Here is a 21,337-nt window from a genome sequence, read left to right as displayed (position 1 = left end):
CCACACGTCGTGGACTCCGCGGGTTTCATTGCGCTTTCCGGCTTCGAACTCACAACGATGCTGGAAAGTGCGGTCGGCAGGCGGCACACTGCTTGACGGGAGATGCGCCTGGCGAGGGGTGGCGCGGGTGGAGATCGCATTCGGGATTCTCGGGCGTACGCGGCTGCGCACAGCCGGCGGGTTGAGCGCGGACTGGGGCAAGCCGAAAGAGCGGGCCGTGCTGGCCGTTCTGTTGTTGTACGCGAACAGGTCGCTGTCCGTGCGCACCATTGCGGAATGGGTGTGGGGTGATGAGCCGCCCGCCAATCCGTACGGCACGTTGCAGACCAACATCACGCGGATTCGGTCCGCTTTGCAGTCGCGTGGTCTGCCGGGGGTCATCTCGAACGAGGAACGCGCCTACCGGCTCGAGGTCGACCGCTCGCTGATCGACTTCTTCGCCTTCGACGAGCTCGTGCGGGAGGCGAAGTCCGCGGCGCACCGGCCGGAGCCGGACCACGAGAGGGCGTGCGCCCTGTCGGAACAGGCGATCGCGTTGCTGGGCGACGAGCCGCTCGCCGACCTCGACAGCGACGTGGCCCGCGAACGGCGCCGAGTGTTCCTGCGCGACCAGTACCTGACGGCCGTCAACGGGCTGCTCTACAGCCTGGGGAAGCTCGACCGCCACGAGCAGATGTTGTTCCACCTCAACGAGGTCCAGCCGGCGCACGACCTGGACGTGATGCTGGCGCGCCACCGGCTGATCGCGTTGTACGGGCTGCGCAAGCGGGTCGAGGCGGTGCGGTACTACCTCGACGTGCGGCGGCGGATCCAGACCGAGATCGGCGACGGTTCCGAGGAGGAGCTGCACCGGTTCCACGAGGAGCTGCGTGTCCGGTACGCGGGACAGCGCGCACCGGTGGCCGAGGGCCCGCGACCGCGGTACCTGCCGCACGACACCGACGCGTTCGTCGGGCAGCAGGAGCTGCTGGCGGAGCTGACCGACCTCGTCGTTCCGCACCCGCAGCCCCGGCTCGTCGCTCTCGACGGGCCGCCGGGCGTGGGCAAGACGACGCTCGCGGTGCACTGGGCGTGGTCGGTGCGGTCCCGGTTCCCCGACGGCTACTGGTTCGCCGCGCTGGACGGCGTGGCGGACGGCCCGCGCGTCGAGGCGGCCCAGGTGGTGAAGGAGCTCCTGGCGGCGTTCGGCATCGCGGCGGACTCGATCCCGTCGCTCGAGGCCCGCACGGCGCGGCTGCGCGAGCTCCTCGCGAACCGGCGGATGCTGGTGGTGCTGGACAACGTGGCGGACGCCGAGCACGTCCGGCCGCTGCTGCCCGCCCTGTCGAACTGCCTGGTGCTGATCACCAGCAGAGCGCGGCTGAGCGAGCTGGCGGTGTACTACCGGGCCCGGTGCCTGACCGTGGACCCGTTGGAGCGCAACGACATCATCACCTGGATGGCGAACCGGCTCGGTGACAGGGGACAGGTGGCCCCGGTGGCGAGGCTCGCCGACCTGGCGGCGGGCATGCCGCTCGCGATGCAGCTGATCGGCGAGCAGGTCGCCGCGCAGCCCCGGCGCTCGCTCGACGACTTCGTCCGGCTGCTGGTGCGCGACCGGGCGGTGCTGTCGCTGGGCAACGGCTCGTCCGGCAGCATCCGCGCCGCGTTCCGGCTGTCCTACCGCAGCCTGACCGAGGCGCAGGCGCACCTGTTCCGGTTGCTGGGCCTGCACCCCGTGCGCGAGGTGTCGCTCGACATCGTGGCCGCGCTGGCCGGTGCCGACCGCGAGGACGCGCGTGAGCTGGTCGAAGCCCTGGTGTGGACGAGGCTGGTCGAGGCGAAGGACGACGACCGCTTCGGGTTGCACGACCTGCTGCGCGAGTTCGCGGCGGAACGGGCCGAGCTGGACGAGGAGCCGGAGGAGCGGGCGGCGGCGGTCGGCCGGATGCTGGCCTGGTACACGCGCGCCGTGCACAACGCGGACCGCCGCCTGTTCGGCTTCCGGCGCGAGGTACCGACGTTGCCGATGCCCTCCGGCGTGCGCGAGCGGGACTTCGCCGATGACAACGATGTCGCGCAGTGGTGCCTTCAGGAGGAAGCTGCGCTGGTTGCTGTGATCCAGTCCGTGGCCGACCCGGAACACGCATGGAGGTTGGCCAACGGCGTAGGCGAGCTGTTCTACCGCTACGGGCGCTACGACTCACTTTTGGCGGTGATGAGGGTCGGCGTGGAGGCCGCCCGCGCGTGCGGGGACGACACCGTGCTGATCGACACGCTGCAGAACGCCGGATTCGTCTTCATGCGGGTGCGACGCGACTACGAGTCGGCAGACCGGTACTTCCGCGAGGCGCGGGCGCTCTTCGGCGACCGCGACGACCCCGAGACGCTCGCCGTCCTGCTGCGCAACGAGGCCGAGTGGCTGCGCGGAGCCGAGACCGTGTCGACCGCGATCACGATGTACCAGCGGGCACTCGCACTCACCGCGCGGGAGGACACCAAGGCCGGCATCCTGCACCGGCTGGGCGAGACCTGCCTGCGCGGCAACCGCTTGGACGAGGCCACGTCCTACCTGTACCAGGCGCTGCACCTGAGGGAACGGCTGGGCGACACGAGCGGCCAGGGAGACAGCCTCCTGGCCCTGGCCCGCCTGGCCTTCGGCCGAGGCCAGCCGCTGGGCGCCCTGGGTCACTGCCACCTGGCCGTCGGGATGTTCCAGCTCGCGCGCAAGCGCGTCGGCGAAGCCTCAGTGCTGACGTTGCTCAGCGCCATCGCCAGGGACAGCGCCGACCTCGCCGGAGCGAGGCACTACGCGTCCCGTGCGCTGGAGCTGTCCCAGGACAGCGACCGCGAGGTCGAAGCGGTCGCGCTCGACCTGCTGGCGCAGATCGACTGGAAGAGCGGCGAGCTCGACTCCGCCGTGCAGCGGTGGCGGCTGGCCGCCGACGCCTTCCACGACCTGGGGGACCGGCGGGCGGACGGCATCGAGGCCCAGCTCCGGGAGGTCGCCGGTTTCACGCAACCGCCGGTGCCCCAGACGCGCCCCCAATCCGAAACTCAGGATCGGATCAGTGGTGGGATCGCGCCTAGGCTCACCGGATTGGAATAGCGTGTTCACCTTTTTAGCGGTCATTCAGCTCAGTAATGCAACCACGCAAAGTAGTTCGATTCACTCGAAAGAGTCGGCTCGGCGTGCGCTTTGCCCAAGATTGGTTTAGACCATACCCCTGATCAGGCTTCAAGATGATCGCTTAGGGTGGGGTGCTTGGAGATCAGTCAACGGTGCCTGCGAAGATCACGAGGCTGCATGAAGTTCATGCAAGTCCTTGTTGGAAGGGCACAGTTGATTAAAGGTTCAATCACTGCTGGAGTGGTGCTGGCAGGCCTGCTGGGCCTGTTCCCAGGTGCCGCACAGGCAGCACCGAGCGACCCCTCGGGAACGCACGCGGCTTCCGAGGCCAGCTTGGCCACGAACTCCATGCAGTTCGGGCGCTGCCTGACCACGAACTCCATGCAGTTCGGCTGATCCACCGCCCTGGGCGCAACACTGGATCAGCACAACGTCAAGGCCCTGACTCGGCCGGTACCCGAGTCAGGGCTTTGACCTTACCGCGCAGTAGCTCCCCGGTGGAGAGCTTTGACGACGACACTCGTTGACAGAACGAGGTGGAAGTGAACCTCGCTCGCCGGAGCGAGGGGTCCTGCCCGACCTCCAGACGACCGTGGGTAGCGTGAGAGCCGTGGTGCAGGTCTTCATCCAGCCCTCGTACGGCACACCCGGAGCGCGCAGGCACTGGGCCGACTCGCTGGAACGCGCGGTCGAGTTCCGCGCGTTCGACCCCGATCCGGCGGACTCGGCGCGGCTGGCGGCCGTGCACCCGAGTGGCCGGGCGCGGTTCTGGGGTGCGACGGCCAAGCACGACCGCAGGATGGCCACCGTGACCACCGGTGACGTCGTGCTGCTCACCGGCCGCAAGCACGTGCTGGCCATCGGCGAGGTGGGGCACTCGTTCCGCGACCCGGCGTTCGCGCGCCGGCTGTGGCGGCCCGATCCCTCGAAGTGCTTGTGGAGCAACGTTTACAGCCTCCGACGGTACTGGCCGGTGCTGATGCCCTACGAGGAGATCTGGGCGTTGCCGGGTTTCAGCACCGGCGACAACTTCATGGGGTTGCGCTTCCTCGCGCCCGAGAAGGCCGCCGTCGTGCTGGCGCACACCGCTGCCGACCGGCGCCGCCGGGGCGCGGCGGAGAACGACGTGTGCCCGGCCGGGGTCTGACCGCGTCCACAAACGCTTGTCCTATCGCGACGGAGTCCACTCGGGACGGTTCGGAGCAGCGGAACCGGCCCACCACCCGGCCGCGCACATCACGAACGACCACACCACCGCGGTGACCAGCCCCAGCTGCGTGGCGAGGTCGTGGTCGGCCGGCCAGCCGGCCGTCCAGCCGAGCAGCGGGGCCAGGAACGCGACGCCCGCGAGCACCGCGGCGACACCGACCACCACGGCGCGACGCCGGGGCACGGAGTCCTGGACCAGGGTCAGGGTGACGCCGACCGCCGCCACGCCGAGCGCGTAGAGCAGCGGCGCGGGCGTGGTCTCGTCCGCCGTGGTGAAGAAGAAACTCACCCAACCGGCGACCGGCAGGGACGACGCGAGCAGGGCGGCGAACGGCAGCAACGTCTTGGGGCGGGTGCGGGACCGGCTGACGGCCACCGCCATGCCGAGCGGCAGGGCCAGTGCGGTGACCAGGCCGGCGTGCTGCACGTGGTCCCCGATGGCCTGGCCGAACCCGGTGAGCGGGGAGGGGCGGACGTCCAGTCCGGTCGCGGGGACCACGACCGGCACGGCGCGCCACGTGCCGTCGGTGCCGCGGACGGCCATGCCCTCGGCGCCGTTGGCCACGAACACCTCGTGCCCGCCCGGCACCTGCCGGACCAGCAGGTCCACGCTGGCGATCTTGGAGCTGCGGTCGACGCCGCTGGGGATCAGGTGCCGGCGTTCGATGAACGACCACCGCGCGGCCGGCACTTCCCAGGCGGTGCGCCAGGTCCGGCCGCCGTCGGTCGTCTCGTCGACGCCGAGCAGGCGGCCGCCACGGGGCGGGGTCTCGTCGAGGTCCAGCTCGCCGCCGCCGTGCACGCGGTAGCAGTGTGCGGCGGTGCCGGGCACGCACGCCTCGGTCTGGAGCTGGTGTTCGGGCGGGGGCTGCGGCAGCGGGGTCCAGCCGCCGAGGCCGGTGGGGGAGCCGTAGAACCGCTCCTCGATCTCGACCACGACCCGTCCGCCGTCCGCGGCCCGCACGGAGTCGACGGCCGGCAGCGAGACGTAGGGCGCCGAGGTCGCGCCGACCGCCAGCACCGCGAACGGGACGGCGAGCACCACCCGCAGCCGGTGCGCGAGGCCGTCGGGCAGCGGGGGAGCGGCGGCCGCACGCCGCCACGTCCACCAGGCGAGGCCGAGCGCCGGGAGCGCCACCAGGTCCGTCGGGTCGGCCAGCACCACCGACGGGCCGTTGACGAGCGACCACGCCGCCGACGCGACCTCCGCGCCCACCGCGGTCGTCTTGACCCACGCGAACCCGGCACCGGTCAGCACCACCGCGGCCGCCGCACCCGCCCGGCCCGCGCGGAACAGGCCGGCCAGCAGGCCCAGCACGGCCGGTGCCACCACCAGACCGGCGACGTCGCTCAGCTTGCCGGTGACGAGACCCGGCCACGCCCGCTTGAGCACGTGGTCGTTCAGCAGCAGGACCGCGGCGGCCCCGAGCGACACCGGATGCGCCACCCAGCGCAGGAATCCCCCAGCTCTCATGCCGGACAGCCTGCGTCCCCGTGATCACGGCAGCGACTCGGCCCGGCGTCGGATCAGCGCGGCGGACAGACGCGGGTTCGTCCGTCAGCCGGTCTCACCGGTCACCGAGGTGCCTGGTGAAGGTCGCCTGACCGGCAGCTCCGGCTGGGAACCACCACCTCACCGGCCGAGGAACGCCTTGATCTCCTCACGCGTGCGCCGGGAGACCCGGTGGTCCTCCGCCAGCTTCCGCAGCGCCTCCTTCCCGCGCTCCTCGTCCACCTCCACGGCCCTGCGCCCCGCCTCGAAGCGGACCGCGTCGGTGTCGAGGTCGCCGACGACGTGCAGCAACCACTTGAGCCGCTGCTCACCGGGCAGCAGGCAGGCGGCCTCGATGCGGACCTCGCCCGCACGGCGCTTCTTCACGATCTTGTCGATCACCTCGGCGGCGAACTTCCGGTCGATGCCCACGAGCGCCTTCGCGGCGTCCAGCCGGTGGTCCGCCGACTGCGCGAACAAGCCGATCTGCCGCAGCTTCCCCTTGCCCCGGCCGCCCGCCTCCCGCAGCAGGCTGACCTGGAAGGAGATGTCCGAGGGGAACAGCTCGGCGAGCCGCGCCATCAGCTGTTCGCCGGCGTCCTTCTTCATGCCCACGACCTTGCGGGCGGCCTTGAGCATCAGGTCCCTGTCCGAGGTGGTGGTGGTCGCGATGAGCTCGTAGAGCGTGATGGACTTCGCCTTGTCGAACGCGCCGGACTCGACGGCGAGGATGCGCAGCTCCGCAGGCCTGCCGGTGTCCCGTGCGACCTTCTCCAGCGCCTCGGCGGCGGGGCCGGCCGCGAACTTGAGCGCTTCCAGGAGCAGGTCGACCCCGGCGCGGTCCACCGCCCTGTGAGTCTTGGCGATGTCGATGAGCAGCAGGCCACCGGACTTCGGCTCGGCCTCGCAGATCCTGCGGGCGCCGACCAGCCGGCGCTCGCGGCTCTTCTTCGGGTTCGCGGCGAAGGCGTGCAGCGCGGTGACGGGGCCGCCATGGTTGACGATGGAGAGCGCGGCGGCGAGCTGGGTCTCCTCGTCCTCCGCCTCGCGGGAGAGCCGGGCGAGGTCGGAGAAGCGGCGGGACGGCACGAGGTCGCCGATCAGGTGCACCGCCTCGAGCCGCACGGGACCGGCGATCTTGCGCCGGGGCGGCCACGCGACCCCCTCCGCGATGCGCAGCGCCACCCGCGCGTCCCACGGGCGGACCGCCCTGGCGACCGCGACCGGTGTGTTCTCGGTGCTCGCGCTGTCCGCGAACCGTTCGGCGGTCCTGACGGCCTCGGCCTGGTCGGCTTCGGCCAGCTGCCCGAGGTGCGCGAGCCGTGCCGCGTCGCTCAGGGTGCCCTCGCGGCCGATCAGACCGGCCCACAGCGCGGTGTCGCCGCTGAGCCTGGCCGCGTCCAGCCGCCGGTCGCCCATGTCCGGGTCGGCCGCGAGGCAGCGGTAGGCGTGCAGGCCGAGTGCGGCCTCCTGGCGCCAGATCAGCCCGGCCACGTCCAGCCGCTCGGTCCGCCCGCCGGTGAGCGTGCCCGCCAGCAGGCGCAGGCACTGCTCACCGCGCACCGGGTCCATCTCGGTCAGCACCTCGACGGCGTTGAACCGGCGCAGGGAGGGCGTGTCCCGGTTCCGCAGCCGGGCCAGCCGCTCCAGCGCGTCGGCGGTCTGCTCCGGTTCGAGCTCGCGCAGCGTGGCGACCGACGCCCGCCACGCGCCGGCCTCCCTGCGGAGGTCGGCGAGCTGCTCGTGCAGCACCCCGACGGTCTTCTCGCGCAGGTCGTCTGCGGGTACCAGGCGCCGGTGGAGCAGTTCGGCGACGAAGTGCACGTGGGTGTCGGCGTGCTTGGGGCTCAGCAGGGCGTCGAGCCGCTTGCGCAGCATCGCCTCGGCCGTGTCCCACCACAGCGCCACCTGGTACTGCGCGACCCCGCTGTTCTTCCGCCACGCGCCACCGGGACGCAGGAACGCCTTCTGACGCAACCAGAAGCGGAGCCTGCCCCCGTCCTCGTGGACCGCGCGGCACGCGGCGAGGAAGTCGCCCATCCGGTCGGGGACGAACCGGACCACGCCGTTCCGCTCGGCCACGACCCCGTTGTCAGTCAGGAGCCGGTGCAGCGCGGCGATGTCGGCCGCGCCGTCGAGCCGGTGCTGTGCCGCGGTGTGCTTGAGCGCGTCGTGGAAGTCGTCGTCGAGACACCGGTCGGCGAGGTCTTCGAGGAACGGGCCCGCCTTGCCGTTGACCAGCGGGGAGCTCTGCACCGCGAGAACGTGTCGCCGCGCCGCCGCCTTCATGGTCTCGATCTCGTCGGCTGTCGTCACGCGAGAACATGCTAGGCGCGTCCAACGATCCGTTACAGGACAATAACTTGACAGTTCACATCGGTGAAAAATATGTCCACAGTGGACGTCGTTGCCCCCTGGGGGCCGGATCGGCCCTGAGGGTCGAATCAGGTGCGGATCAGGGGTAAACCCTGATGGCACCGCGCTCGCGCACGGGCACTCTGGAGTCGTCAGGGAAGACCCACGGTTCTAGGAGAGTCATGAGCGAGTCCAAGCCCGAGTCCGCCCGTTCCGCCGTCGACTCGGTGGTCGACGCCGTTCGCGGGCTGGTCAGCGAGGGCATCAACCGCCGCGTGGTCGTGCGCGACAGCAAGGACGACGTGGTGCTGGAGGTGCCGGTGGCTCTTGGGGTGGTAGCGGCGCTGGCCGCTCCGGTGGCCACGACGATCGGCGCCGGTGTCGCGCTGGTCGGCAAGTGCGACATCAAGCTGGAGGACCGCCGTCAGCCCGGCGCCCAGCCCGCCACGACGGCGGAGGCCGAGCGGGTGTAGCTCGGCCGGTCCGAGTGCGAGGCCGGTGCCGTCACCGACTGGTGGCGGCACCGGCCTGCGGTGTCCTACGGGGTGTGCTGCAGGTCGAGCCACATGATGCGAAGACCCACGAAGCCCTCGGTGGGGTGGCGGAAGGCCCCGGGAGCGACGCCGAGCGTGACGAACCCGAGGCTTTCGTAGAGGCGGACGGCGGCGGTGTTCGTGTCGACGACCGCGTTGAACTGGACGGCGGCGAAACCGGTGCGCCGGGCCCAGTCGACCAGGTCGGTGGTGAGCGCCCGCCCGACCCCGGCACCCCGCGCGTGCTCGGCGACCATCAGCGTGCCCGAGGCGACGTGGCTTCCCGGGCCCTGGCGGTTGGCGTACATGTTCGCCGTCCCGAGCACCTGACCCTCGCCGGCGGCCACGACCACGCGCGCGGGTGCGGGCAGCACCCACATCCGCCGGGCGTCGTCCTCGGTCATGGCGGGGTCGTACGGGATGGTCCGCTGGTCGGTGACGACGGACCGGATGATCGGCCAGATCCCCGGCCAGTCGTCGTCGTGCGCCTCGCGGACCGCGAACGCGGCGGAACCCCGGCCGGTGTGTGTCTGCACGACCTCATCCTGCAGACAGGAGCGTGCGGTGACCATCCATTTAGTCCTCAGTCCGCGAGCGCCCGCGGGTCCAGATGTCGTCGTCGGGCTTTTCGGGCGCTAAAATTTAGCCGCTCACAAATGCCGGAGTGCGATCCCCTGGCACTTCCGCCGAAGTTTCGAAACATTGTCGAAACTTCGCGGCAACCTTACGGAGTCGTGTCGGCACTGCTAGTGTCCGAAAAGGTTCGGCCACCGTCGACCTGGGTCTCCGCCGAATCCGGGCCGGCCGGTCGCAACCACGCAGTTGGCCATTTCCGAAAAGGCCAGCACCGACGGCGGCCCCCAGCACGATCACCACTGCCCTCGCGGCTCGCATCGCGTTGCCCGGCTGCCGTGCCACCCTCGACGACGAGGAGTACTGCACATGGCTGAGGCCACTTCCCGCTCGTCCGGCCGCGTTCGCGGCCGCATGGCCACGCTCGTCCGCGGTGCCTGCATCGCGCTGGTCATGTCGCTGACACCCGGCGTCGCCGGCGCCGATGTCGGCATCACCGCCACGTGTTCGAGCCAGACGGGCAACAACGGCGGGTACTACTACTCGTTCTGGACCGACGGCGGCGGCCGGGTCTGCATGGAGCTCGGGTCCGGCGGCAACTACAGCACGTCGTGGAGCAACGTCGGCAACTTCGTCGGCGGCAAGGGCTGGAGCAACGGTTCCCGGCGCACCGTGAACTACTCCGGCAGCTTCAACCCGTCCGGCAACGCCTATCTCACCCTGTACGGCTGGACGTCGAATCCGCTCGTCGAGTACTACATCGTCGACAACTGGGGCGACTACCGGCCCACCGGCACCTACAAGGGCACGGTGACCACCGATGGCGGAACGTACGACATCTACCAGACGATGAGGTACAACGCGCCTTCCGTGGAAGGCAACAACAAGACCTTCCCGCAGTTCTGGAGCGTCCGTCAGCAAAGGCGCACCGGCGGTTCCATCACCACCGGGAACCACTTCGACGCGTGGAGCCGCGCGAACATGCGGCTGGGCAGCTTCAACTACTACATGATCATGGCGACCGAGGGGTACCGCAGCAGCGGCAACTCCAACATCACCGTGCGATGACCCCTCCCGCGGGCTGCGGTGAGCGCCGCAGCCCGCGGTGCGGGAACCCCCGTACCGGCTACTCCGGTGGTGCCCCCTCCTCGGCCTCGGCCAGGTGCCGCACCACGGCCGCCACGTAGTCCTCCGGCCCCTCGGCTCCGCGCGCCACGACGACGGCACCCCCGTCGTCGCCGAACGCCACCACCGCCCCGGCCCCCGGATCCGGCCCGACCCGGTAGCCGGAGTCGTCACCGAGAGCCGCGGCGAAGTCGGCCCACGTCTCGTGCGGGAACCCCTTGAGCAGGTTCACCCGCCGGGTCTGCCCCGCCCGCGCCGCCGGTGGCGTGAACACGAACAGCCTGCGGTGCGCCCCGAGCTTCCCTGATCACCCGGAACTCGTACCGCAGCTCCGGCCAGTCGCCAGGGGCCATGATCACGCAGCGGGAGCCGGCCACCAGCTCGGCGAACTGCTCGCGCCACGAGTCGTCGGTCGCGTAGTGGCGGTCGATGCCCTCGGGCGGGAGGTAGTCGCGCGGGTTGCCGAGGCCGTGGCCGCGGCCGAGGGTCCGTGCGATCGCCGGCGCGAAGTAGTCGTCGAACGCCATCGGTTCCGGGCGGCGGAACACCTTCCGCAGTTCCGGCCGGGCGCGCGTCTCGTCGGGCTCGCGGCGCCGGAAGGCGAACAGCCTGCGTTCGTTGCCGAAGCCGCGGATCCACACCACGGCCGGGCGCGGGTCGGCCGCGGGTGGGGCGTCGAGGCGGTCCGCGCGCCGGGCCGCCGCGTGGCACAGGACGTAGGCCATCGCCGTCGGCAGCATGGACTGCACCGCGAGGGTCACGGGTTTCCCGTTGAACGCCAGCAGCGTGTACAGCAGCGGCGGGACCGCCACCGCCGCATTGCCCAGCACGCGGAACGGTGTGCGCGGCCGTCGCCGCCGGCCGGACCGGACAGGGCGTGCGGGCACCAGGCGCACGGCCAGTGCGAGACCGGCCAGCGTCACCGCGACGCCGAGCACGGCGACGGCGGTGAGGACCGGTCCGTCGCCGGACCGGACCACCAGGGCGACGAGGAGCGGCCAGCCCACCAGGCCGGCGAAGGTGGACGTCGCGAGCACGGCGGGCGTGAGCGGGCCGGTGTAGCCCTTCGCCTGCGCCCGCCGCCACACCCGCATGAACGCCGCGACCGCCAGGTAGGTCGCCGCCATCCCCGCGACCAGCACGGCCACGCCGACGAGCAGGGCGAGCACCGCCCGGCCCGTCACGACGCACCGGCCCGCACGCGCGGCTCCACCGTCATCGCACCGCCCCTCCCCGTGGCCGCGGACGACTCCTGTCTATGCCCGCGGTACCGCACGCGGCACCGCCGAACAGGGGATCGGCCCGGTGGAGGTGGAGGGCCCGCGTCCACAAAGGACACGGATCCCCGGCGCGCTACTCGAACACCCCGTAGCCCTCGACGGCGTGGGCTCGCACGCCGTCCATGTCCAGCTCCACACCGATGCCGGGTGTGTCCGGAACGGTGATGTAGCCGTCCTTCACGATCGAGCCGCTCCCGTCCGGTGCCCGGACGTAGCTGTCCCACACCGCGCGTTCGTCGAGGGCGTGCCACTCCTGGACGAAGAAGTTGGGGATCGCCGCGCACTGGTGCGAGGTGGCCATCGTGCCCAACGGCGTCGACACCAGGTGGGGTGCGAACGGGATGTAGTGCAGCTCCGCGAGGTTCGCGATCTTCTTGGCCTCGGCGAGACCACCGCACTTGGGCACGTCCGGCTCGATCACGTCCACCGCGCCGCGTTCGAGCAGCTCGCGGAAACCCCAGCGCAGGTACAGGTTCTCGCCCGCGCAGATCGGTGTGCGGGTCTGCGCGCGCACCCGCACCAGCGCGTCGACGTTCTCGGCGGGCAGCGGTTCCTCCAGCCACATCAGGTTGAACGGCTCGAGCTCCCACGAGATCCGGCACGCGCTCGGCACGTCGTAGCGGGCGTGCAGGTCGATGGCCAGGTCGACGTCCGGTCCGATCGCCTCCCGCACGGCCGCCACGCGGTCGACCATCGAGCGCAGCTCGCCGGTGTTGACCGTGTGGTTGAACGCGTCGAACTTGTCCGGGTGGTGCAGGTCGTCGATGTCGAACTTCAGCGCGGTGAAGCCCTCGGCGACCATCCGCTGCGCCCGGTCGACGCAGCCGGAGACCGAGCCCGCCGGGTCGTCGCCGTCACCGCAGTCGGCGTAGAGGCGGATGCGGTCGCGGAACTTCCCGCCGAGCATCCGGTACACCGGCTGGCCCGCCGCCTTGCCCGCCAGGTCCCACAGCGCGAGCTCGATCCCGGACAGGGCGATGACGAACACCCCGCCCTGCGGGCCCGCGAAGACCTTGTTGCGGCGCAGCTTCTCCCAGCACCGCTCGACGTTGCGGGGGTCCTCGCCGATCAGGAGCGGGGTGAGTGAGTTGATCATTCCGACGACGGCTCCCGCGCCGGCGTCGGGGTTGGCCTCGCCGAAACCGCTGAGGCCCTCGTCGGTGTCGATCCGCACCAGCGTGGCCTCACCGTGGTAGGCCACCACTGCTGTCGTGACGTTCACGATCCGCATTGCTCTCCCGTCGCCGGGTGGTGCACAGGAACGGAGACTGTCGCGGTGTGCAACTTGTCCTATAAGCTGATGACATGCAAAGGGGACAGGAGTCCGCGGACGCTGTCAAGGTCCGGACCCTTCCGGTGCAGGTGGCCGCACACCTGACCCGGCGCATCGTCAGCGGTGACGTGGAGGACGGCCGGGCTCCGTCCGAACTCGACATCTCCCGCGAGTTCGGGGTGTCCAGGGTCGTGGCGCGGGAGACGCTGAAGATCCTCGCCTCGCTCGACATCGTCGAGGTCGCCCAGGGCCGCCGCGTGGTCGTGCGCCCTCCCGCCGAGTGGGACTACCTGAGCCCGTTGCTGATCGAGTGGCTGCCGCAGGAGATCGTCGGCGAGCTGCTGCAGGAACTGCACCAGATGCGCGTGCTGCTCGAACCCGAGCTCGCCGCCATGGCCGCGGCGAGCGTCACCGACGAGACGCTCGACCGGCTCAGGGACGAGGTCGGCCGCATGGCCTCGCTGGAGGCCGACCCCAACGCCTACCTCGCGGTGGACCACGAGTTCCACATGGAGATCTGCCGGGCTGCGGACAACCGCATCCTCGACCGGATCATGTACTCCGCCCGCTGGCTCGGCACGGCCAGCCGGCGCATCACCAACGAGGCACCGGCCGCGTTGCGCAAGGCCACCGCCGACCACACCGAGATCTACGAGGCGATCCTGGCGCGCGACCCGGCCCGTGCCCGCGACGCGATGCGCAGGCACCTCAGCAACAACTCCACGCTCCTCGCGGAGAAGGAGGAGCAGACCAGGTGCGCCACCCGGCGCCGCTAGGCCACCGCACGGACCGTTCCGCCGCAAGACCGCACCACCCCGCGATTGTTCCGCCGCCGTACCGCACCACCGCCGTACCGCAGGAAGTCCCACGCCGTCGCACCTCGTCCGCCCGGGGTGCCGCCGGTTGCCACCCCGTTCCGCCGTTCTTCGCCGCATGAACCCGGCAGCGCGGCCCTCGCCGTGCTGTCCCGCCGGTTGCAACGTCGCCCCGTCGGTACGCGTCCGCTCGACCGGACGCGAGAGGAGTGGTCTCATGGAAGAGAAAACGGACTTATCCAGGCGCACCTTCCTCGGGATGAGCGCGCTGGGCGTGCTCGGTCTCGCCGGCTGCGGCGGGGGAGGGAGCCCCGCGGCGCCCCAGGTCGACGTCCAGGTGCCCCAGGCCCTGCTCGACCAGGCCGCCTCGCTGCGCGGCGGGTCGGTCGGGATGCTGTCGCAGAAGCTCTACTCCGAGTCCGCCAACAAGGCGCTCGACAAGTCGCTGCAGGTCTTCGCGCAGGCGACCGGCACCACGGTCCGCAACGACCTGGTCTCCGGCGACGCCGGTGACATGGTCGCGAAGATGGACGCCGAGGTCAGGGCGGGCACCAGCCGCGACTTCGCGTTCGTGAGCGACCGGCGGTTCGTCGGCCAGCTGCACAACCTCGGCGCCCTCACCGACGTCACCGACGTGGTCGAGCAGATGCGCGAGCTCTACGGCGACCCCGCGACGGAGGCGACGAACTACTGCGTCTTCGACGGCCGCTGGTTCGCGATCCCGTACCACTTCATCGCGTCCGCGATGTACCTGCGCAAGGACTGGTACCAGGAGAAGGGCCTCCCGCTCAAACCCCACTACACGTGGGAAGAGCTGCGGGACAACGCCCTGGAGGTGTCCGACCCGGCGAAGAAGCGGTTCGGCTGGGGTCTCACGGTGAACCGCTCGGGCGACGCCAACGGGTTCATCGCGAACGTCATCAACACCTACGGCGGGGCCATCGCGGACAACACCGGCACGAAGGTGGTGTTCAACTCGCCGGAGACCGTCGCTGCCGTCACGTTCATCGGCGACATCTACACGAACCCGAAGTACACGCCGATGCTGCCGCCGGGCGTCGGCAGCTGGACCGACTCGAGCAACAACGAGAACTGGCTGGCCCAGATCCTGGGGCTCACGCTCAACCAGTTCAGCGTCTACGCCGACTCCAAGACCAAGAACAACCCGGTCTACGCCAACACCCACCCGTTCAACGGCGCCACCGGACCCGCGCTCGACACACCGCTCGCGTTCGGCGAGTCCAACTCGTTCGTCGTGTTCAAGGGCGCGAAGAACCCCGACCTCGCCAAGCTGGTGGCGAAGTTCATGGTCAGCGGCAGCGCGCTGCTCGGTGTCGCGAAGGGAGCACCGTGCCTGGTGAACCCCTCGTGGGACAAGGTGTGGGACTCCGACCCCTACTACACCACCGGTGACCCGGCGTTCCCCGCTCTGCGGGAGCAGACCCGCACACCGCTGCCGGTGACCACGAAGACCGGGTTCGCGTTCCCCCAGGCCCCGAGCCCCGGCGAGCAGGCGGCGACCGCGGCGTACCTGCTGACCGACATGATGCAGTCGGTCATCCAGGGCACCAAGCCCGCCGACGCCGTGGCCTCGACCCACGCCCGGATCGTCCAGGTCTTCGAGCAGCAGGGCTACCGGCAGTGACCGACCTGCGCACCCGGCCGGCGCCGGTCCGCCCGGCGCCGAACCGGTCTCCCTCGCTGAGCTCGACGCAACGCGCGCTCGGGCGCGACTGGCGCCTCGCCGCGGTGTTCATCGGGCCGACGCTGCTGCTCGTGGCCGGGCTGATCCTGTTCCCGATCATCGACTCGGTCGTCACCAGCACCACCGAACGCCACGGCGAGGACACGGTCTTCGTCGGCCTGGACAACTACACCGCGCTCGCCGGCGACACCGTGTTCCACAAGGGCGTGCTGAACTCGTTCGTCTTCACCGCGTACGCCGAGATCTTCAAGGTGGTCCTCGGCCTCATCGCGGCGTTGATGCTGCACCACATGCGCCGCGGCCGGGCGGTCATCGCCGGCATCATCCTGCTGCCGTGGGTGGTGCCGACCGTCGTCACGGCGTTCACCTGGCGGTCGTTGCTCGACCCGATCTTCGGCAGCGTCAACGTCCTGCTCACCGACTCCGGCATCGGGCCCGCGCTCGCGGCGGTCGGGCTCGTCGACCGCTGGCCCGCGGAGTGGCTGTCCGACCCCGCGCTCGCGATGCCGGCGGTCATCCTGGTCAACGTGTGGAAGGGCATCCCGTTCTTCACGGTGACGTTCCTGGCCGGGCTCAAGGCCATCGACGGCGGCCTGTACGAGGCGGCCGTCATGGACGGTGCGACGCCGTGGCAGCGCTTCGTGCACATCACGCTGCCGGGCCTGCGCAACATCATGATCGTGACGGTGCTGCTGTCGTCGATCTGGACGTTCAACAACTTCGACCTGATCTGGCTGATGACCCAGGGCGGACCAGGTGACGCCACCGCCCCGTACGTGATGGTGGCCTACTCCAAGGCCATCCAGCAGCTGCAGCTCGGGGCGGGTGCCGCGGTCACGCTGGTGATGCTGCCGATCATCGCCGTCCTCGTCGTCATCCTGGTGCGGATGATGCGCCGCAGCGACCAGCCCGGCGCCGCGGACCTGGGGCGCCGGAGGCTCACCCCCGCTCAACGCACCGCGCTGCCGTGGGTGATCGTCGTGGCCTCGACGCTCGTGCTGATCTGGGCGTCGCCGCACATCGTGTGGAAGGCAGCACTGGTGCTGGGCGTGTTCGTGGTCCTCGCGGCCGCCGTCGGACGGGTCGTGTCCGTGCTCGCCGCACGCGGCAACCGGCTGGCCGCCCGCCTGGTCAGCGGGACGAGCAGCGGGATCGCACTGCTGGGGCTGCTGGGCTTCGTGCTCGCCCCGCTCTACTGGATGACGGTCACGGCGTTCAAGTCCGACGACCAGATCGTCGCGCGCACCGACGACCTCTGGCCGACGCCGTGGACGACCGAGCAGTTCACGAACCTGTTCTCCGGCAGGGCGTTCGGCACCTGGTACCTCAACACGGTCCTGGTGTCGCTGGCGTCCACCGCGATCGCGCTGGTCTGCGCGGCGCTGGCGGGATATGCGTTGGCACGGCTCAAGTTCCGCGGTTCGGAGAGCTTCACGGTGACGATCCTGCTCACCTACGTGATGCCGGGGGCGCTGCTGTTCATCCCGCTGTACCAGATGATGAGCGGCATCGGCCTCAACGACTCGCTGTGGTCGCTCGTGCTCGCCTACCCCACCTTCACCCTGCCGTTCGCGACGTGGCTGCTCGTCGGCTACTTCAAGTCGATCCCGGCGGACCTGGAGGAGGCCGCTTTGGTCGACGGCTGCACGCGGTTCGGCGCGTTCCTGCGGATCGTGCTGCCACTGGCCAAACCGGGACTGCTCGCGGTCGCGCTGTTCACGCTCACCAACGCGTGGAACGAGTTCCTCTTCGCGTTCGTGTTCATCACCAAGGACGACTACAAGACGCTGCCCGTCGGCATGCAGTCGATGATCTTCGGCGACGTCGTGCCGCAGGGCCAGCTGGCGGCGGCGTCGTTGCTGATCAGCATCCCGGTCGTGGTCATGTACGGCTTCGGGCAGCGGTTCCTGACCGAGGGCCTGACCGCGGGAGCCGTGAAGGGATGAGCGAGCCGTCCGCGATCACGGAGGAGCACGTCGCCACGGCGTCCCGGCCGAGCGACCTGCGCATCACCGACCTGCGGGTGGCCACCCTCGCCGGCGTGCCGTTCCGCTCGTCGATCATCCGGATCGACACCAACCAGGGCCTGGTCGGGTACGGGGAGGTGCGCGACCAGGCCAGCGCCACCTACGCGCTGGTGCTCAAGAGCCGGCTCGTGGGGGAGAACCCCTGCAACCTGGACAAGCTCTTCCGCAAGATCAAGCAGTTCGGACACCACGGCCGCCAGGGCGGCGGGGTCTCCGGCGTCGAGATGGCGCTCGTGGACCTCGCGGGCAAGGCCTACGGCGTGCCCGCGTACGCGCTGATCGGCGGCCGGTTCCGGGACGCGGTCCGCTGCTACGCCGACACCCCCGCGCTGCCGGACCCGCACGCGATGGGCGCGCGGCTGCTGGAGCGCAAGCAGCGCGGGTTCACCATGCTCAAGATGGACGTCGGCATCGACCTGCTGTGGGACGTGCCCGGCGCGTTGATCGCTCCGGCGGGAGCCCGTGCGGACCAGACGACCATGCACCCGTTCACCGGCATCCAGGTCACGGCGAAGGGCGTCGAGCACCTGGCGTCCTATGTGGACGTCGTGCGCTCGGTCGTCGGCTACGACGTGGCGCTCGCCGCGGACCACTTCGGCCACATCGCCCTCGACTCGTGCATCCGCATCGGCCGCGCGCTGGAGCCGTTCACGCTGGCGTGGATCGAGGACCTGATCCCGTGGCAGCTGACCGACCAGTGGCGCCAGCTCACCACGTCCGTCGCCGTCCCGACCTGCACGGGGGAGGACATCTACCTGCTCGACGGGTTCAAGCCGCTGCTCGACGCGGGCGCCATCCGCGTCGTGCACCCCGACCCGGCGACCGCGGGCGGCATTGCGGAGACCAAGCGGCTCGGCGACTACGCCCAGGACCGCGGCATCCCGATGGCGCTGCACCTGGCGGCGTCCCCGATCGCGACGATGGCGTGCGTCCACCTGGCCGCCGCCACGGAGAACTTCCTCGCACTGGAGCACCACGCGGCCGAGGTGGACTTCTGGAGCGACCTCGTCACCGGCCTGCCCCGCCCGTTGATCCAGAACGGTCACATCACCGTGCCCGACGCACCGGGGCTCGGTTTCGGCGACGTCGACGAGGAACTGCTGCAACGGCACCTCGACCCGCGGGACCCGGTGTTCTTCGCCGAGACGACGCACTGGGACCGCGAGTCGAGCCACGACCGGCTGTGGAGCTGAGTCAGCGCCCCTGCTGCGCGCGCCACCGCTCGTACTCGGGACGGGCCTCGTCCGACAGGGGGTAGTACAGGCGCAGGTCGCCACCCTCGGAAAGCCTTTTCCGGGAGAACTCCTCCCATTCCGCGTGCTCCTGCGCGGCGGCCAGCACGGCGGGCGCGAGCTTGATCGGCACCACCACCGCCCCGTCGTCGTCGGCCACGACGATGTCGCCCGGCTCCACCAGCGTGCCACCGCAGGCCACCGGCACGTTGACGGCGGTCGGGACGATGTCGGTCTGCGCGTGGTAGTTCGGCGTGGCACCGCGGATCCACAGCCCGAGCCCGAGCGTCTTCGCCTCACCGGTGTCGCGCAGGCACCCGTCGACCACCACACCGGCACCGCCGCGGCCCTTGAAGTAGGTCAGCATCATCTCGCCGAACACCCCGCTGCCCATGTCCCCGCGCGCGTCGACGACGATCATGTCGCCGGCCTGGGCGTGGTACATGACGTGCCGGTGCAGCTGCTTCTCCGGGTCCTCGTACTCGTCGACGGGGTAGAGGTCCTCCCGCTTCGGCATGAACTGCAACGTCAACGCCGGTCCCGCCACCCGCAGACCGGGCGTCACCGACACCGGGCCGCGGATGGCGGCGCTGCGGATGCCCATGCGGCTGAGCTCACCACTGGCCGTGGCGCTGCCGATGGCCGCGAGCGCCGCGCTGAGCTCGGCGGGCGGGCGGGCGATGTCGTGCGTCTCGACCACGTCGGTGGCTCCCTCGGGTTCGCGTTGCGCTGTCGGGAAGTTCCGTGCCGTCCACCACCGAGCCTAGTCCGAAGACCCAGTGCCAGCGCGGAAAATCGTTGCAGGAACGGGAAACCCTGTCGGGAAAGGACCGCCGGGCGCGGATCAGGCCTGCGGCAGCGTGATGGGCGGCAGGGCCTGCTGGCTGTCGGCGACCTGGGTCACCTTGGCGGTCAACGGCGCGAGCAGCCGGGACGTGACCACCCTGTCCGCCAGGTGGCGCAACCGCAGGCCGCGTGCCGTCTGCGGGAAGGCGAACCGCAGGACCCAGCGCGGGAAGTTCTGCACGTCGTCCACGAGAGGCCGCATCCACTTGCCGTAGGCCGCGAGCCCGTCCTCGACGCCGTTCGCGGACAAGGCGGCCGCCAGCACGTAACCGCTGATGAGCGCCAGCGACGCGCCGCCTCCGCCCATCGGCGTGACGCACCACGCGGCGTCCCCGGCGAGGCACACCCGCCCGCGGTGCCAGGTGGTCATCCTGATCTGGGTGAGCTGGTCGACGTAGACGTCCCGCGACCGGTCGAGCTCGTCGAGCACCCGGCGGGAGATGCCGAGATCGCGCCGCTCGACGTCGTCGCCGCTTCATCGAGCGGACGGAAGCGGTTGCGGGCTACGAGGCGATCGTTGACTCACTCAACAAGGCCAGCTTGAGCAAAGCCGAGTCGAGGGATTTGATCGCCGGCCGAGCCGCACGCCTGCAGGAGAATCTCAGAGAGCCGTTTCCGCCGTTCTGGGCAATGAAGCACCGCGCCGTTCACCGGTACGAGAGCGAACAAAGTGATGAGCATGGTTGAAGCACTCGAGCCGGAGGTCGCAGCTGGAACTCCGGTCCTGTCGAGGGACACGTGAATTCGCAGCTAAATGCTCAAACGCAGAGGTGCGGACGGGCCAAGCCGGACCTGCTGCGCGAGCGCATCCTGCTCGCCGACTGACACAGCAACCTGACAGTTCACGGAAACCATGCCAGACCCAGTTTCACGCGTCGCCAACACGTGCCGACACGGTGTGAAACATCAGGTACGACTGGTCAGAAGTGGCACGAGCAGGCTCATATCGCTCGGCAGATGAGCCTGTCCGCGCAGTATCTCGCAGCGCGCCTTCGGGTACAGGGTCCTGAGCAGATCGATGCCGCGACGGTAGTCGCCGGCGGTGAGCTCTCCGCACAGCAACGTCAGCGGGCGCGAGAAGCCTTCCCAGTGACTGATCGGCATTCGCATTGCGACGACGCACTCGAGGTCGAGGATCAGGCCAGGCAGGAGTAACGCAAGCCGTTCGACAACCTCGACGCTCACATCCGCCGGCCTGGTCGATGGCGATCCACTGACGGACAATGCCGCTCTGACCGCAGCATCCGGCCGACCCTCGTCGATGGCCCGCCGGCATCGGTTCAGCAGCGGAGTCAGCGCATCACCAAGCAGAGCCACGGGCGGCTCGTACAGGTGCAGCTCGCTGACCGCGTGCTGGTCGGCCAGGGCGGCCGCGAGACTGATGAGACCGCCGAACGAGTGCCCGAAGAGTGCAGCCGGGGTCGGCAACGAGTTCAGAACGGCCAAGAGGTCGTCTACCTGCTGGTCGAAATGGAAGGGCCTGGAACCCGATGCGGTCACGCCGTAACCGCGGCGCTCCAACACCACGACAGCATGCCGTTCGGCGAGTTGCCGGACGAGGCCTCGATAGGCGTTCGAAGGGGTCAGGGTTCCTGGTACCACGACGAACGGCGCACCGCGGCCCCACATCTGGTACCTGACCATCGTGCCGTCGCTGGACAGCGCACTGCCGTAGTTCACAGGAGAGCCAGCCCTTCCGCGCCTGCGGGCGCCCTGAATGCGTACTACGCGGAAAGCCCGGACGGCGTCGATCCAGTGCGATT

At 70.3% G+C, this 21,337-nt stretch carries 18 protein-coding genes; 9 read left to right on the top strand and 9 right to left on the bottom strand.

Annotated features, from left to right (window positions below):
* The first annotated feature begins 127 nt into the window (after positions 1-127).
* From ACVDFE_RS27655 to ACVDFE_RS27645, 3 genes are all read left to right on the top strand, one after another.
* Positions 128-3,088 carry a BTAD domain-containing putative transcriptional regulator gene (locus ACVDFE_RS27655; protein WP_458432420.1) on the top strand — a complete coding sequence of 987 codons (2,961 nt, stop codon included), beginning with the start codon at positions 128-130 and terminating at the stop codon, positions 3,086-3,088.
* A 198-nt stretch (positions 3,089-3,286) separates the two neighbouring features.
* Positions 3,287-3,505, top strand: coding sequence for a hypothetical protein (locus tag ACVDFE_RS27650; RefSeq protein ID WP_458432419.1), 219 nt, complete (start codon positions 3,287-3,289; stop codon positions 3,503-3,505).
* A gap of 205 nt (positions 3,506-3,710) precedes the next feature.
* Positions 3,711-4,256: a hypothetical protein gene (locus ACVDFE_RS27645; RefSeq protein WP_458432418.1), complete on the top strand. Its 546-nt coding sequence runs from the start codon at positions 3,711-3,713 to the stop codon at positions 4,254-4,256.
* A gap of 21 nt (positions 4,257-4,277) precedes the next feature.
* On the opposite strand, the gene ACVDFE_RS27640 is transcribed toward ACVDFE_RS27645, so the two are convergent.
* The gene (locus ACVDFE_RS27640; RefSeq protein WP_458432417.1) at positions 4,278-5,792 is read right to left on the bottom strand and encodes a hypothetical protein; all 1,515 of its coding nucleotides are present in this window, start codon (positions 5,790-5,792) and stop codon (positions 4,278-4,280) included.
* A gap of 159 nt (positions 5,793-5,951) precedes the next feature.
* A complete protein-coding gene (locus tag ACVDFE_RS27635) occupies positions 5,952-8,126 on the bottom strand; it encodes a hypothetical protein (protein WP_458432416.1) in 2,175 nt (724 codons plus the stop codon).
* Positions 8,127-8,347: 221 nt separating this feature from the next.
* Here ACVDFE_RS27635 and ACVDFE_RS27630 point away from each other — a divergent pair, with 221 nt between their 5' ends.
* Positions 8,348-8,638 carry a DUF4342 domain-containing protein gene (locus ACVDFE_RS27630; protein ID WP_458432415.1) on the top strand — a complete coding sequence of 97 codons (291 nt, stop codon included), beginning with the start codon at positions 8,348-8,350 and terminating at the stop codon, positions 8,636-8,638.
* Positions 8,639-8,703: 65 nt separating this feature from the next.
* Here the strand turns inward: ACVDFE_RS27630 and ACVDFE_RS27625 are convergent, their stop codons facing one another.
* The gene (locus tag ACVDFE_RS27625; protein WP_360383811.1) at positions 8,704-9,234 is read right to left on the bottom strand and encodes a GNAT family N-acetyltransferase; all 531 of its coding nucleotides are present in this window, start codon (positions 9,232-9,234) and stop codon (positions 8,704-8,706) included.
* Positions 9,235-9,640: 406 nt separating this feature from the next.
* Here ACVDFE_RS27625 and ACVDFE_RS27620 point away from each other — a divergent pair, with 406 nt between their 5' ends.
* On the top strand, positions 9,641-10,339 hold the full coding sequence (locus tag ACVDFE_RS27620; protein ID WP_458432414.1) for a glycoside hydrolase family 11 protein: 699 nt from the start codon (positions 9,641-9,643) through the stop codon (positions 10,337-10,339).
* 58 nt (positions 10,340-10,397) lie between these two features.
* Here the strand turns inward: ACVDFE_RS27620 and ACVDFE_RS27615 are convergent, their stop codons facing one another.
* The 3 genes from ACVDFE_RS27615 to ACVDFE_RS27605 form a co-directional block, all read right to left on the bottom strand.
* Positions 10,398-10,628 carry a hypothetical protein gene (locus tag ACVDFE_RS27615; protein WP_458432413.1) on the bottom strand — a complete coding sequence of 77 codons (231 nt, stop codon included), beginning with the start codon at positions 10,626-10,628 and terminating at the stop codon, positions 10,398-10,400.
* Positions 10,567-11,580, bottom strand: a complete 1,014-nt coding sequence (locus ACVDFE_RS27610) for a hypothetical protein (protein WP_458432412.1) — start codon at positions 11,578-11,580, stop codon at positions 10,567-10,569. The genes ACVDFE_RS27615 and ACVDFE_RS27610 overlap by 62 nt, the downstream gene beginning before the upstream one ends.
* A gap of 169 nt (positions 11,581-11,749) precedes the next feature.
* Positions 11,750-12,907, bottom strand: a complete 1,158-nt coding sequence (locus ACVDFE_RS27605) for a mandelate racemase/muconate lactonizing enzyme family protein (RefSeq protein WP_458432411.1) — start codon at positions 12,905-12,907, stop codon at positions 11,750-11,752.
* Between the two features lie 74 nt (positions 12,908-12,981).
* On the opposite strand from ACVDFE_RS27605, the gene ACVDFE_RS27600 reads away from it, so the two are divergent.
* The 4 genes from ACVDFE_RS27600 to ACVDFE_RS27585 all read left to right on the top strand — a co-directional run bounded on the left by ACVDFE_RS27600 (position 12,982) and on the right by ACVDFE_RS27585 (position 18,689).
* Entirely contained in the window at positions 12,982-13,725 is a 744-nt protein-coding gene (locus ACVDFE_RS27600; protein ID WP_458432410.1) for a FadR/GntR family transcriptional regulator, read from the top strand.
* 256 nt (positions 13,726-13,981) lie between these two features.
* Entirely contained in the window at positions 13,982-15,409 is a 1,428-nt protein-coding gene (locus tag ACVDFE_RS27595; RefSeq protein WP_458432409.1) for an extracellular solute-binding protein, read from the top strand.
* Positions 15,406-17,415, top strand: a complete 2,010-nt coding sequence (locus ACVDFE_RS27590) for an ABC transporter permease (RefSeq protein WP_458432408.1) — start codon at positions 15,406-15,408, stop codon at positions 17,413-17,415. The genes ACVDFE_RS27595 and ACVDFE_RS27590 overlap by 4 nt, the downstream gene beginning before the upstream one ends.
* The gene (locus ACVDFE_RS27585; protein ID WP_458432407.1) at positions 17,412-18,689 is read left to right on the top strand and encodes a mandelate racemase/muconate lactonizing enzyme family protein; all 1,278 of its coding nucleotides are present in this window, start codon (positions 17,412-17,414) and stop codon (positions 18,687-18,689) included. The genes ACVDFE_RS27590 and ACVDFE_RS27585 overlap by 4 nt, the downstream gene beginning before the upstream one ends.
* A gap of 1 nt (position 18,690) precedes the next feature.
* Here the strand turns inward: ACVDFE_RS27585 and ACVDFE_RS27580 are convergent, their stop codons facing one another.
* The 3 genes from ACVDFE_RS27580 to ACVDFE_RS27570 all read right to left on the bottom strand — a co-directional run bounded on the left by ACVDFE_RS27580 (position 18,691) and on the right by ACVDFE_RS27570 (position 21,254).
* Positions 18,691-19,428 (bottom strand): ribonuclease activity regulator RraA, encoded by a 738-nt coding sequence (locus tag ACVDFE_RS27580; protein ID WP_360383794.1) that lies wholly within the window; start codon positions 19,426-19,428, stop codon positions 18,691-18,693.
* 144 nt (positions 19,429-19,572) lie between these two features.
* Positions 19,573-20,004, bottom strand: coding sequence for an FAD-dependent monooxygenase (locus ACVDFE_RS27575; protein WP_458432406.1), 432 nt, complete (start codon positions 20,002-20,004; stop codon positions 19,573-19,575).
* Between the two features lie 476 nt (positions 20,005-20,480).
* Complete coding sequence (locus ACVDFE_RS27570; protein WP_458432405.1) at positions 20,481-21,254, bottom strand: alpha/beta fold hydrolase; 774 nt, start codon at positions 21,252-21,254, stop codon at positions 20,481-20,483.
* Positions 21,255-21,337 lie beyond the last annotated feature (83 nt).

This window comes from Lentzea chajnantorensis, assembly GCF_054300775.1.
Note: the sequence above shows the minus strand (reverse complement) of the source record. Positions and strands in the feature narration are given on the sequence as shown.